The sequence below is a fragment of the Streptomyces sp. NPDC088730 genome (genome assembly GCF_044751215.1).
Classification (GTDB): domain Bacteria; phylum Actinomycetota; class Actinomycetes; order Streptomycetales; family Streptomycetaceae; genus Streptomyces.
On the sequence record NZ_JBIVLK010000001.1, the window covers coordinates 693,281 to 705,363 of the forward strand.

14 protein-coding genes and 1 tRNA gene are annotated in these 12,083 nt (G+C 71.2%); 8 read left to right on the forward strand and 7 right to left on the reverse strand.

The annotated features are described in order from the left end of the window. Positions 1 to 107: 107 nt before the first annotated feature. From ACIP89_RS02985 to ACIP89_RS02995, 3 genes are all read left to right on the forward strand, one after another. Positions 108 to 2,891, forward strand: coding sequence for a phosphoribosyltransferase (locus ACIP89_RS02985; protein WP_402112627.1), 2,784 nt, complete (start codon positions 108 to 110; stop codon positions 2,889 to 2,891). After that, the gene (locus tag ACIP89_RS02990; RefSeq protein WP_401921281.1) at positions 2,888 to 3,730 is read left to right on the forward strand and encodes an HAD family hydrolase; all 843 of its coding nucleotides are present in this window, start codon (positions 2,888 to 2,890) and stop codon (positions 3,728 to 3,730) included. The genes ACIP89_RS02985 and ACIP89_RS02990 overlap by 4 nt, the downstream gene beginning before the upstream one ends. A 143-nt stretch (positions 3,731 to 3,873) precedes the next feature. Beyond that, on the forward strand, positions 3,874 to 4,533 hold the full coding sequence (locus ACIP89_RS02995; protein WP_401921280.1) for an O-methyltransferase: 660 nt from the start codon (positions 3,874 to 3,876) through the stop codon (positions 4,531 to 4,533). Positions 4,534 to 4,598: 65 nt separating this feature from the next. Here ACIP89_RS02995 and ACIP89_RS03000 read toward each other — a convergent pair whose 3' ends face one another. From ACIP89_RS03000 to ACIP89_RS03015, 4 genes are all read right to left on the reverse strand, one after another. Then, on the reverse strand, positions 4,599 to 4,817 hold the full coding sequence (locus ACIP89_RS03000; protein WP_402112630.1) for a zinc ribbon domain-containing protein: 219 nt from the start codon (positions 4,815 to 4,817) through the stop codon (positions 4,599 to 4,601). 195 nt (positions 4,818 to 5,012) lie between these two features. Beyond that, on the reverse strand, positions 5,013 to 5,636 hold the full coding sequence (locus ACIP89_RS03005) for a DUF4383 domain-containing protein (RefSeq protein WP_401921276.1): 624 nt from the start codon (positions 5,634 to 5,636) through the stop codon (positions 5,013 to 5,015). 197 nt (positions 5,637 to 5,833) lie between these two features. Then, positions 5,834 to 7,228, reverse strand: a complete 1,395-nt coding sequence (locus tag ACIP89_RS03010) for a hypothetical protein (protein ID WP_401921273.1) — start codon at positions 7,226 to 7,228, stop codon at positions 5,834 to 5,836. Between the two features lie 71 nt (positions 7,229 to 7,299). Continuing rightward, positions 7,300 to 8,064, reverse strand: a complete 765-nt coding sequence (locus ACIP89_RS03015) for a DUF4097 family beta strand repeat-containing protein (RefSeq protein WP_402112632.1) — start codon at positions 8,062 to 8,064, stop codon at positions 7,300 to 7,302. A 228-nt stretch (positions 8,065 to 8,292) separates the two neighbouring features. On the opposite strand from ACIP89_RS03015, the gene ACIP89_RS03020 reads away from it, so the two are divergent. Continuing rightward, a tRNA-Val gene (locus tag ACIP89_RS03020) sits at positions 8,293 to 8,367 on the forward strand. A gap of 520 nt (positions 8,368 to 8,887) precedes the next feature. Then, a complete protein-coding gene (locus ACIP89_RS03025) occupies positions 8,888 to 9,127 on the forward strand; it encodes a helix-turn-helix domain-containing protein (RefSeq protein WP_402112635.1) in 240 nt (79 codons plus the stop codon). 47 nt (positions 9,128 to 9,174) lie between these two features. On the opposite strand, the gene ACIP89_RS03030 is transcribed toward ACIP89_RS03025, so the two are convergent. Further along, positions 9,175 to 9,336 (reverse strand): hypothetical protein, encoded by a 162-nt coding sequence (locus ACIP89_RS03030; protein WP_401932481.1) that lies wholly within the window; start codon positions 9,334 to 9,336, stop codon positions 9,175 to 9,177. Then, positions 9,333 to 9,572 (reverse strand): hypothetical protein, encoded by a 240-nt coding sequence (locus ACIP89_RS03035; RefSeq protein ID WP_402112637.1) that lies wholly within the window; start codon positions 9,570 to 9,572, stop codon positions 9,333 to 9,335. Before ACIP89_RS03035 ends, ACIP89_RS03030 begins: the two co-directional genes overlap by 4 nt. Positions 9,573 to 9,964: 392 nt before the next feature. Here ACIP89_RS03035 and ACIP89_RS03040 point away from each other — a divergent pair, with 392 nt between their 5' ends. From ACIP89_RS03040 to ACIP89_RS03050, 3 genes are read left to right on the forward strand one after another with little or no spacing between them, the layout of a single operon-like run. After that, positions 9,965 to 11,209, forward strand: coding sequence for a Twin-arginine translocation pathway signal (locus tag ACIP89_RS03040; RefSeq protein WP_401932486.1), 1,245 nt, complete (start codon positions 9,965 to 9,967; stop codon positions 11,207 to 11,209). A 2-nt stretch (positions 11,210 to 11,211) separates the two neighbouring features. Beyond that, positions 11,212 to 11,532, forward strand: coding sequence for a 4a-hydroxytetrahydrobiopterin dehydratase (locus ACIP89_RS03045; protein ID WP_401932488.1), 321 nt, complete (start codon positions 11,212 to 11,214; stop codon positions 11,530 to 11,532). 54 nt (positions 11,533 to 11,586) lie between these two features. Then, positions 11,587 to 11,787, forward strand: coding sequence for a hypothetical protein (locus tag ACIP89_RS03050; RefSeq protein WP_402112638.1), 201 nt, complete (start codon positions 11,587 to 11,589; stop codon positions 11,785 to 11,787). A gap of 61 nt (positions 11,788 to 11,848) precedes the next feature. Here the strand turns inward: ACIP89_RS03050 and ACIP89_RS03055 are convergent, their stop codons facing one another. After that, a complete protein-coding gene (locus ACIP89_RS03055) occupies positions 11,849 to 12,013 on the reverse strand; it encodes a hypothetical protein (protein WP_402112639.1) in 165 nt (54 codons plus the stop codon). Between the last annotated feature and the right edge of the window lie 70 nt (positions 12,014 to 12,083).

Sequence of the window (12,083 nt, forward strand, 5' to 3'; positions counted from 1 at the left end):
GGTCCCGGATGCGGTCCTGGACGCGGTCCCGGATGTGGGTGTGGATGGGCGTGGCTCCGAGTGCGATCCGATGAGCGGGCGCACGGCTGAGGAAAGAGACGACGAACGTGGTGTGGTCGGGTAGCTGGGTCGCGGAGCGGCTGGGCGTCGAGCTGGTGGGCGACGCCGAACTGCGTGAGCTGCTGGGCCTCGCCCTGCGGCGCAACCCCAAGCGGGCGCATCTGCTCGTGTCCCATGTGCTCGGCAAGCACGTACCGCAGTACCCCTCGGTGGTCTACGGCGCCGGATTCCAGCTCGGCCGCCGGGTGCGGGAACTGCTCGGGGAGGCCGGGGCACGGCACGCGGTCGTGCTCGGCTACGCGGAGACGGCCACCGGCCTCGGCCACGCGGTCGCCGACGGGCTCGGCACCGCACCGTATCTCCACTCGACGCGCCGCCCCGTGGCGGGCGTGGCTCGGGCGGGCGGATTCGAGGAGTCGCACTCCCACGCGACCTCGCACCTGCTGCTGCCGGAGGACCCGGACCTGCTGACGGGTGACGCGGGGAGTGCGGATGGCGCGGGTGACGGCGGGACTGGCGGGACTGGTGAGGCCGGGGGGAGCGATGGGACCGGTGGGACCGGTGGGGTTGGTGGGATCAATGGGACCCGTGGTGTCCGTGGGACCGATTGGATCGATGGGGCTGCGCATTCGGCTGGCCCGGCTGGTGCGGCTCGCCCGGCTGGTGCGACCGGTGCGGAATCGGCCGACGCGGTGCTCGTGCTGGTCGACGACGAGTTCTCCACCGGCAACACCGTCCTGAACACCATCCGCGACCTGCACGAGCGCTACCCGCGCAACCGCTACGTGATCGTGGCCCTGGCCGACATGCGCTCACCGGCCGACCGCGGCCGGCTGGCCGAGTTCGCGGCGGAGATCGGCGCCCGCGTCGACCTGGTGGCGAGGAACGCGGGCACGGTCCTTCTCCCGGACGGCGTCCTGGAGAAGGGGCAGGCGCTGGTCGCGGCGGAGGAGGAGAAGGCGCGGGACCTGGCGCGGGGCGCCGGAGCGCCGGCGCCCCGGCCCGCGTCCGGTGCTCCCCGGCCCTGTACCCGGGTGGACCTGCGTTGGCCCGCCGGTGTGCCCGACGGCGGCAGGCACGGCTTCACCCCCGAACACCGCACCCGGCTGGAAGCGGCCCTCCCCGCCATGGCGGACCGGATCGCCGCTGAACTGGACGGCACGGCGCGTCGCGTACTGGTCCTCGGCTTCGAGGAGCTGATGTACGCGCCCCTGCGCCTGGGCACCGCTCTGGAGGACCGCCTCGACGCCGAGGTCCGCTACTCCACCACGACCCGCTCCCCGGTCCTCGCGGTGGACGACCCGGGCTACGCGATACGCACCCGGCTGGTCTTCCCGGCCCACGACGACCCGGCCGACGGCCCCGGTGCCCGGTACGCGTACAACGTCGCGGGCGCCGGTTTCGACGCCGTCGTGGCCGTCGTCGACTCCACCGCCGACACGCCCGAACTGCACGCTCCCGACGGACTGCTGGCGCGGCTCGCCCCCCACACGGCCCAGGTCCTCCTCGCGGTGGTGCCCTCGTACATACCGGCCGATGCGATATCCGCGGTGTCCGACGCGTCCGCGTCCGCCGCCGCCGCCATCCCGTCCCCGGCCGCCGCCCCGTCGTCGGCCTCCGACCGCTCCGCCTCCACTCGCTCCGCCTCCGCCCGCCAGGGAGAACCCCGCATGCTGCCCGAGCCCCTCCGCGGCCCCGCCTTCTCCTCCTACGCGCCCGACGAGGTCGGCTGGCTGCTCCAGGACCTCTCTGACACCGAGCTGGAGGCGCCCACCGAGGAGCGTGAGGAGGCGATACAGAGCGGCGGCGCGCACTACGCCGAGTCGCTCCCCGTCGAGTACCAGCCGTCCGACCAGTACCAGGACCTGTTCAAGGCGGCCCTGGACCTGTCGGCGGCCCGCATCGCCCGCGCCGTCGGCGCCGTCACCGAGACCGTTCTCGCCGAGCGCGGACCCCGCCCCGTACTGGTCTCGCTGGCCAGGGCGGGAACGCCCGTCGGCGTACTGATGCGCCGCTGGGCCCGCCACCGCCACGGCGTCGAGCTGCCGCACTACGCCGTCTCCATCGTGCGCGGCCGGGGCATCGACGCCAACGCCCTGCGCTGGCTGGCCGCCCACCACAACCCGGCCGATGTCGTCTTCGTCGACGGCTGGACGGGCAAGGGGGCCATCACCCGCGAACTGGCCGCGGCCATCGCGGAGTTCGAGGAAGCCGACGGCACCGAGGGCTTCAACCCGGAGATCGCGGTCCTGGCCGACCCGGGCGGCTGCGTCCGCACGTACGGCACCCGCGAGGACTTCCTGATCCCCTCGGCCTGCCTCAACTCCACGGTGTCCGGCCTGATCTCCCGTACCGTCCTGCGCTCCGACCTGGTCGGACCGGACGACTTCCACGGCGCGAAGTTCTACCGCGAGCTCGCCGGATCGGATGTCTCCGGCCACTTCCTCGACACCGTCGCGGACCGGTTCGGTGAGGTCGCGGACGCGGTCGACGCCGATGCCAAGGAGCTGCTCACCGCCGACCGGGCCCCCACCTGGGAGGGCTGGGCCGCCGTGGAGCGCATCAGCGAGGAGTACGGCATCCACGACGTGAACCTGGTCAAGCCGGGGGTCGGGGAGACGACCCGGGTCCTGCTGCGCCGGGTTCCGTGGAAGATCCTCGCCAAGCGCGGCGCCGGTGCGGACCTGGACCACATCAGGCTGCTGGCCGAGCAGCGCGGCGTTCCCGTCGAGGAGGTCGACGCCCTCCCGTACACCTGTGTCGGGCTGATCCACCCCAAGTACACGCGCGGGGCGACCGGCGCGGACGGCAAGGCGGTGGATTCCAAGTGACGGTCCACGCGCCCTCCCCGGTGACCCTGGTCGCCAGCGACCTCGACCGCACCCTCATCTACTCGGCGGCGGCCCTCCAGCTCCCGATGCCGGACGCGCAGGCCCCCAGGCTGCTCTGCGTCGAGGTGTACGACCACAAGCCGCTCTCGTACGTCACGGAGACGGCGGCGGAACTCCTCGTCGAACTGGCCGGTTCCACGGTCTTCGTGCCGACCACCACCCGTACCCGCGAGCAGTACCACCGCATCCATCTCCCGGGACCCGCACCCCGGTTCGCGATCTGCGCCAACGGCGGACACATCCTGGTGGACGGCGAGTCCGACCCGGACTGGCAGCGGACGGTGACCCGACGGCTGGCCGACGAGTGCGCCTCGCTCGACGAGATCCGCGCCCACCTCATATCCGCCGCCGATCCCGCCTGGCTGCTCAAGGAGCGGGTCGCGGAGGACCTGTTCGCCTACCTGGTGGTCGACCGGGCCCAGCTGCCCCCGGACTGGAGGCAGGAGCTGGCCGAGTGGGCGGAGCCGCGCGGCTGGTCCGTCTCGCTCCAGGGCCGCAAGATCTACGTCGTCCCGAGGCCGCTCACCAAGAGTGCCGCGATGCGCGAGGTGGCCCGCCGCACGGGCGCCACGCTCACGCTCGCCGCCGGTGACTCCCTCCTGGACGCAGACCTGCTGCTCGCCGCCGACCACGGCTGGCGCCCCGGCCACGGCGAACTGGCCGACGCGGACTGGAGCGCCCCGCACGTGGAGGCGACCGCGGAGCGGGGCGTGGCCGCGGGCGAGGAGATCCTGCGGCGCTTCCTCCTGCGGACGTCGAGCCCGGTGCGGGCCGCCTGACACCCGGAAGCCCGTACTGGCCGCCGCGCCGACGAATCCGCTCGAACCGGCGGTGGCCAACGGCACCCGGCGGCATCCGGCGGCTACAGTCGCCGCGTTCCCGCCCTCCGGGGGGAGCACGCGGCAGACCAAGGAGTTGTGCGATGACCAAGGGAAACGAAACCAAGATCACGGACGAGCTGTACGCGTACATGCTGGCGCACAACCCGCCCCTGGACGCGGTGCAGCGCGAGCTCGTCGAGACCACCTACGCCCGTCTCCCCGACCACGCGGGCATGCAGTCGGCCGAGGAGCAGGGCCCGCTGCTGGCCTTCCTCGTCCGGCTGACCGGAGCCCGTCACATCGTGGAGGTCGGCACCTTCACCGGCTTCTCCGCCCTGTCGATGGCCCAGGCCATGCCCGCCGACGGGCTATTGATCGCCTGCGACGTCTCGGAGGAGTGGACGGCGTACGGCCGTGAGGCATGGGCGAAGGCGGGCGTGGCCGACAGGATCGACCTGCGGATCGCCCCCGCCCTGGACACCCTGCGGGCGATGCCCACCGAGCCGCACATCGACTTCGCCTACCTCGACGCGGACAAGGGCGGCTACATCCCGTACTGGGAGGAGCTGGTGCCCCGGATGCGCCGAGGCGGCGTCATCGCCACGGACAACGTGCTCTTCCACGGCCGCGTGACCGACCCGGACGCGACCGGCGGAGCGGCGGCCATCAAGGAGTTCAATGACCACGTGTCCGCCGACGCGCGGATGGACAGCGTGCTGCTCACGGTGTCGGACGGCCTGACCCTGTCGCGCAGGCGGTAGCCCTGGCCGTCGCGCAGGCAGCCCTGGCCCCGGCCGTGGTCGCGCTATTCGCCGCTGCGGCCGGGTCAGCCGCAGCAGCCCCCTCCGCAGCAACCGCCGCCACCGCCGTCGCCCGAGGGCGCAGGCGAGGAACCGGCCGAGCCGCCGACGGCGACGGTGGAGAGAAGCTTCACGGTGTCCTCGTGCCCGGCGGGGCAGGAGGCGGGGGCCGAGGACTGGGCCATCGGGCGACGGAGTTCGAACGTGTGTCCGCAGGAGCGGCAGCGGTACTCGTAACGAGGCATGAGCTCAGGCTATCCGCAGGGACCGGATTCCAGGCAGAGGCAGGTGCAGAAGCAGGGGCAGGGCGGAAGCAGGGGCGGCACTTCCGGCGCACTGGCGCACTGGCGCACCGGCACACGGGCGCACCAGACCTGCGGGCTCTGCACCCCCCCGCGGGCATTGCACCCCCGGGGCTCTGCACCCCCCCCTGCGCGGGCTTAGCCCCGTCGATCGGGGGAGGAGGCCGGGACGACAACGGGCATCTCCTCGACCTGCCTGCGCCGCGCGAGCCGTTCCTCCTCCGCGGCTTCCTCGGGGTGCCGGGCCCGCCAGTACGGGTTGTCGTGGGAGAGGCCGCCGCTGACCCGCCCGTACATGCCGAACATCATCAGCAGCAGCCCGACGACAAAGCTGAACAGCACGTTCTGGATCTGGAAGGCGAGGAAGTTCATCCCGGTGTCGAGCAGCGCGAGGTTCACGAAGCCGCTGAGGACGAACACGATGCCGATGACCATGTTGAGGGTCGAGGCGAAGTTGCCGCCGATCACCATCCCGATGAACAGCAGCAGCCCGACACAGATCGACAGCACGCTGAGGGCACCGTTGGTGCTCAGACCGGCGACGGTGTCCCCACCGGTGTCGAAGAAGCCGATCTTGTCGATCAGCCCCAGGACGCCGAAGGCGAGCAGCACCAGACCCATCAGCCCCGCCCCTATCCGGTAGACGCGGCTGAGGCGGTGGTCGACCGGCAGGTGCTCATCGAGTCGAGTGGCCCTGCGGTGAGCGCCGGGCCGCCGGGCAGGACGCAGTACATGGGGCGCGTGGGGCGCGTGGGTCGCCATGGAGGAGCCTCCTTCGGCCACTACCAGGATCGCTCGGCGCCGGGCACGGCGCACCCCGGCGCTCGTACTCAGGCACGCAGGCACTCCGGCGACTCATCCGTCGACACGCAGGCACACCCTGGACGGCGGGGACGGCGGGGACGGCGGGGACGGCGGGGACGGCGGGGACGGCTCCGACGGCCGACGCGCGGGAGGGCTCAGGTGCCGGCCCCGCGCTCCTCGCGGATCTCGGAGACGACGTGCGCGGCGGTCTGGCGCACGCCCTCCGTGACGGTCAGGAAGTGCCAGTAGTCGGGATGACGTCCCTCAAGGCCGTTAACGGCCTGGTCGAGCCGGGCCACGGCGTCGTCCAGCGGACGGGCATGGCGCGGCTCGGGGGTGTTGCGCCCGGCCATGGCCAGCCGCTGGGCGTCCCGGATCGCGAACCGGGTCCGCTGAATCTCCTGCTGCGGGTCCTTGGCCACCTCGTTCAGCCGGTGCAGCCGGTCACCGGCCGCGGACACCGCCTCGTCGGTGGCGTTGAGCAGGGCCCGTACCGTACTCAGCCGGGAGGTCGCGTCGGCCCAGCGCTGCTCGCTGCGCGCCTTCGCGGCCTCCTTGAGCTTCTCCTCGGCCTGGCGCACGTTGACCGCGGCCTGCTCCGGAACGGGCTGGAGGTCCTGCCAGCAGGCGGCGGAGAACCGTCGCCGCAACTCGCTGAGCACGGGCTCGACGGAAGAGGCCCGGGTCGTCAGGGCCTCGGCGCGCGTACGCAGCGTCACCAGCCGGCGATCGATCTCGGCGGCCCGCTCGGGCAGCTGAGCCGCCTCGGCCCGCACCGCCTCGGCATCGCGCGACACCTGATCGGCCCGCTGGAGGGTCTCGGCCACACCGTGCCGGCCGGCGCCCTGGTTGAGCTTGGTCAGCTCGGGTGCGAGGGCGGCGAGCCGCGCGGCGAGCTCGTCCGCCCGCAGCCCGGACTCCCGCACCGTGTCGAGAGCATTGCTCGCGGACAGGAGCGCCTGCCGGGCCCGCTCCACGGCCGGCGCGAGCCGCGCGAGCTGGGTCTCGGCGCTGCCGAGCAGCGGACCGAGACCGGCCGCGTACCGGTCGAGCTCGCCCTTGACCCGTACGAGATCGTTCTTGGCGGAGGACAGCTGGGCCTTGGCCTGGGTGGCGACCGACGGTTCAAGATCGTCGCGGTCGAGATCGTGTGCGTCGACGGCGGTGATGTAGGCGCTGCTGACCGCGTCGATGCTCCGCCCGAGCGCGGCGAAGTCGTCCACGGCCTTGCGCGCGGCCGGGGAGCTGTCCACCGCGGTGATCGTCTCGATGGAGATCTGCAGATCGCGCTGGGCCGTGTCCAGCTCGACGAAGGCCTCGGCGGCGGCGTCCTTCGCGGCCTGCGCCTCGGCGCGCTGCCCCTCCCCACGCCCGCCGAACCAGCGCCGCGTGCCGCCACCGGCGAAGGCGGCCGACAGGGCGCCCGCGAGCAGCGGCACCGGCAGCAGCATCAACACGAGGACATCGCGGGCCCCACCGGACCGATGGACATCTCTGACGGCGGAACTCGCACCCGCTCTCGCCTGCGGCTTCGCGTGTGTCGCCGTCACATCCCTCTCCCGTGCCGATTCGCCCTGCCCGGTACATTCTCCCACCAGGTAAGGACGAACACACGGGCCGGTTAGTTCGCGGTTCGCACCGTGACTTCGCCGTTGTTGCTCCGGGCCTTCACCACATGGGAGCTGTCGCCGCTGCGCGGCACCTCCACCGACGTGTTCCCGTTGTGGGCGCTGGCGCTCACCGCGTACGACGTGGCGCCGCCCGGCAGCTCGATGACGACCTTGCCGTTGTCACTGCTGGTGTCCACGGAGGCCGGCACGGCGGAGAACCCGAGCCGCACCGCACCATTGACCGAGTCGGCCTTGACCGACGCTCCGGAGATCCCCTCGGCGACGATGCTGCCGTTGTCGCTGTCCAGCTTCAGCGGCCCACTGGCGTCGCGCACGGTCACCTCGCCATTGTCGGAGCGCAGATCGAGCGCGGTGTCGAAGCCCGTCGCCGTGACCTTGCCGTTGTCCCCGCGCACGGTGACCGCCACCCCGCGCGGCACCTTCACCTGCTGCTTGGCCGCACAGTTGCTGATCAAGGCATCGCACTTCACCTTCAGTGTCAACGTGCCGCCGCGCATGTCCCAGCGCGGGTCGGGCCCGCTCCCGAGCACCACCCACCCGTCGACCTGCCGGGTCACCTCGACCTTCTTCACGTCCGCCGGTACGAGCTCCAGCGTCGTGTTGGCCGTATCGATGGTCAGCGTCTTCCCACTGAACGCGAACGACTTGTGCTCGACCGGTGCGTCGTCGGTGTCCGCGCTGCCGCAGCCGGAGAGCACAAGGGCGGCAAGCACCGCTCCGCCGGACGCGATGAGTGTGCGGGTGTGGTGTGCCACGGTGTTCGTCCCCCAGGTCGTGCCGATTCGCCTTACGGTGTTCCGGCTCACGGTATGTGCGCACCGGCAGCCCGGGGAATCAGGACGGCTACCGTATGCGGGGTGGGGATATCCCCCCTCTCGCCCCCTTGACGGGTCCCGCACGACTGCCTCGGCCGCCGGACTACTGCGGCCGGCAACCGTTTGTGACCAGGGGCCGTAGTCCATGTACGCTGTTCCCTCATCCACGGGTGCGTAGCTCAGGGGTAGAGCGCTGCTCTTACAAAGCAGATGTCGGCAGTTCGAAACTGCCCGCGCCCACCAGGGATAAATAGCAGGTGAGAGCCTGTTTTTGACCCCCCAGTCGATCGTGATTGGGGGGTCTTCTTGTGATCGAAGTCCACTAAGAGTCCACATCCCCAAACGATCAAGGTAGTAACTCACTCGATAGAGGGACTGGAACCGTGGCCGATACACCGTAGAGTGCCGCCCATGGGAGGGGCAGGTGTGTCTCCCCGCGCACGCCTGACACGCGCCTCCCGGATTCTGTGGTGTCCCGGCGGGGAGGCCAGGCCCACAGAAGCGAGACCCCCACCGGCAGCCGGTGGGGGTCTTCTGCTGCACAACGTAAACCGCCCCACGCTCAGAAGGGCGTGGGGCGGGGCGCTTTGACTGAGTCTTAGCGCCATGCGGCGCGATCTGGCGGACACGCGAACGCCGATGCACCGCATCGATGCCACGTCCTTTCGGATATGGCTGCTTAGGATTGCGTGCCTCAGGCATCCAATCAAGATGTAGGTTCTGCCCTACATACTTTCGATCATGGAACGCAGAGCGTGGTGGAGTGCCACGCTCCGTACCGCCGCCCGACTGGGTGCTCGCCCGCCGGCGCTTCGTAGGAGACCGCATCCGGGTCGCCCGAACCACCGCGAACCAGACTCAGCAACAGGTCGCCGAACTCATCGGCATGGACCGGGCCACGTACAACCGCATCGAGCAGGGCCACGCTTCGCCCCTCCTGGACTCCCTCATCCGTATCGCCGACGCCCTCGGCGTACCGCTCTCCGACCTCGTGCGGGAGTAGACCCGCTCGCACCCCGGCCGCCGACGACCCTGGGTGCGAGCGGGAGATCAGCGGGACTGGCGCTTCGGGTACGACTGCGGGTGCGCCCTCGACCTGATGCACAGCACCCTGTGGACGTAGATCGTGCCGCCGGGGCCGGTGGCCCCGTCGATGGCGATGGCCTCGGCGTCGACCGGACGCATCAGCTGGCCGCAGCGGTCGCAGATCATCGGGCCTCCTTCGGGGCCGCGACGAGCCGGCAGCGGCCCACCTCTTCGTATTCGGTGTGGCCGGTCCGCCCGGCGTGGCGCAGCGCCCAGGTGTCCGGGGTGATGTGCGAGGTGCTCGGCTCGGACTCCTCGTCGCAGCCCGGCTGGAGGCAGCGGATCACGATGGTGGTCTGCGGGGCCTCGCCGCGGGGAGCACCGATCGTCCACTCCACGAACCGCATCACCGACCGGGTCATCGGCGGGCCTCCGCGGCCCTGTCCGCGCACATCTCGGTGTCCGCGCAGGCGCGGGGGAACCAGGAGTACGCGGCGCCGTCAGCTGGCCTCGCGCGCTGCTCGCCCAGGTCGACGTCCAGCCCGGCCGCGAGAGGGTAGTCACACCAGGTGCAGCGCCAACCTCGTTTTTGCTGCTCGGTCAGTTCGCTGACTGGTGGTAGTGCCCTCACGGTCATGTCGATCCCCGGCCTACGTCGATTCAGGGGCATTCAGTCAGTTCGCTGTACGCGCCCACGGTCACACCTTGATGATGTGCGTGCATGGTGAGCAGCGAATAGGCCGCCTGATGGCCACGCGTGGCCACGCAGCGGCCACGGCCGAAAGCGCAGACGATGACACCCCAGACTGGGCAGATGAGCCGCAACGACGCGCTGCGGGCCGCTCGACTCCGAGTCGGATGGCGGACCATCGACGCCGCTGCGGCGGCCCTCACCGATCACGGACAACAACTGCTGGACGACCGTCAGTTCACCGTGTCCGCCCGGACGTGGCGCCGGTGGGAGGGCGACCGCCCGGGGTGGCCAGCCGAGGAGACCGCGATCGTCCTGCACGACGCGCTCGGCCGGTGGCCGGAGGAACTCGGGTTCACCACACCGCCGGGCTGGATCCGGCCCGAGCACCACGAAGAGGCACAGGTGCACCGCCAGGCATTCGTCTCCGTCACCGCCGCCGCGCTCGTCGCGGGGCCCGTCGCGCCGCAGCACGTCGACCCGGCCCTGATCGACTACTTCCAGCAGCAGTTGGAAGGGCACTACCGGGCGGACATGTTCCTCGGACCCCACGACCTGATCGGCACCGTGTCCGCGCAGTACCAGCTCATCGACAAGCTGGTCCGGTCAGCGAAGGGGGAGACCCGTCGAGGTCTGCTGCGCGTCGGGGCCGCCTACGCGGCCCTCGTCGGCTGGCTCTACCAGGACGCGGGCGATATGGATGGGGCTGCGTTCTGGCGAGGCGTCACCCAGGAGATCGCCATGCGGTCCCGGGACCCACACCTCATCGGCTACTCCCTCGTGAACCAGGCGCAGGTCCGAACCGACCTCGGGGACGGACACGCGGTCGTCGATCTCTGTGAGGCCGCACTCGATGACGCCGAGCACCTCGTGCCCAAGGTACGGATCATGGCCATGCAACAGCAGGCCCACGGCGCCAGCCTCACCGGGGAACGGGCCCTCGTCGACCGGCTCATCGACCAGGCCGACCAGTTGCTCCCCCGCGTGGACGACAACCTCCCGTGGGGGAACGCGTGCCGGCGGACACCCGGCTACCTCGAAGTCCAGCGGGCCACTTGCTACGGGCGTCTCGGCCTCGGCTCGGAGGCAGGGGCCCTGTGGACGCAGGTGCTGGCCATCGTGCCTGAGACAGCGCGCCGGGACCGCGGGGTGTACATGGCCCGGCAGGCGACAGCGGCCGCGGCCGCGCGGGAGCCTGATCAGGCGGTGGAAATCGCGCGCACCGTCGCGACGATCGCGGTCGAGACCCGCTCGGCGAGAATGCGGCGGGAGCTGGTCACCCTGGAGCGCGCGATGCGCCCATGGCAGGATGCCCCGGTCGGCCGGGACCTGGCCGAGATTCTTGAGCCCGTGACCGTGGGGAGCTGAGCGTGTCCAAGGGACCAGTACCGCTGACGGACAGTGCGATCGAGGGGCGGCTGATGGAGCTGCGCGGCTGGTCGCGGGTAGGCGATGAGATCTCGCGGTCATTCAGCATCCGCTATCACGGCGGTGTCGCGATGATCGTGCACGTCGCCGATGTGGAGCGCCTCATCGGGCACCATGCAGACATCGACCTGAGGTGGGGTCGGGTGCGGTTCGGGATCACCACGCACGATGCGGGCCACAAGCTGACCGATGCGGACTTCGACCTGGCCGCACGCATCGACCAGATCGCCGCAGCCCACGGGGCCGAGCCAGTGACCGAGTAGCGCCCTCGGGAGCATCTCCGGCAGATTGTCAGTGGGTGGTCGTACCCTGCGGCCGTGGCAATCGAACTGACAGATGAACTGATCGCGCTGGAGCGCGCGGCGTGGGCCGAGCAGCAGGAGGGACGGCTGACGGTGGACACCGCAGCTCGGGTGCAGGCGGCGATCACCGCCCACGCCGCAGCGACCGGGCAGGGACGATACGACGTCGAGCGGGAGCTCAAGCGACGCGTCCGACATCCCGAGCCCGACGCCTGACCCCGGACATGACGAAGCGCCCCCTGCCGCCGGCCGAAGCCGGGACGGGGGGCGCAGTTGTTCAGCGGTCGTGTCGCTCGGCCGCCACGACGGCAGCCGTGATGAGGGCGAGGACCGCCCACGCGGCCCACAGCCACCATCGGGCGCCGGCCGCGATCGTTACGGCGGTGACGGCGACGAGGCTCGACGCCGTTGATACCGTCAGGGCTTTGCTCGATGTGCGCATCCTCTTCCTTCCGTTGGTCGGGGGTGGCGTGCGATTGTGGGGGGCGGGGCCCGAAGTTGTCGCTAGCATC

Bases quoted from the DNA above. Each gene is read 5' to 3' on its own strand.
- ACIP89_RS02995 (WP_401921280.1), top strand. From the start codon at position 3,874: ATGACCAAGGGAAACGAAACCAAGATCACGGACGAGCTGTACGCGTAC.
- ACIP89_RS03000 (WP_402112630.1), bottom strand. From the start codon at position 4,817: ATGCCTCGTTACGAGTACCGCTGCCGCTCCTGCGGACACACGTTCGAA.
- ACIP89_RS03005 (WP_401921276.1), bottom strand. From the start codon at position 5,636: ATGGCGACCCACGCGCCCCACGCGCCCCATGTACTGCGTCCTGCCCGG.
- ACIP89_RS03030 (WP_401932481.1), bottom strand. From the start codon at position 9,336: ATGATCTGCGACCGCTGCGGCCAGCTGATGCGTCCGGTCGACGCCGAG.
- ACIP89_RS03035 (WP_402112637.1), bottom strand. From the start codon at position 9,572: ATGACCCGGTCGGTGATGCGGTTCGTGGAGTGGACGATCGGTGCTCCC.
- ACIP89_RS03040 (WP_401932486.1), top strand. From the start codon at position 9,965: ATGAGCCGCAACGACGCGCTGCGGGCCGCTCGACTCCGAGTCGGATGG.
- ACIP89_RS03055 (WP_402112639.1), bottom strand. From the start codon at position 12,013: ATGCGCACATCGAGCAAAGCCCTGACGGTATCAACGGCGTCGAGCCTC.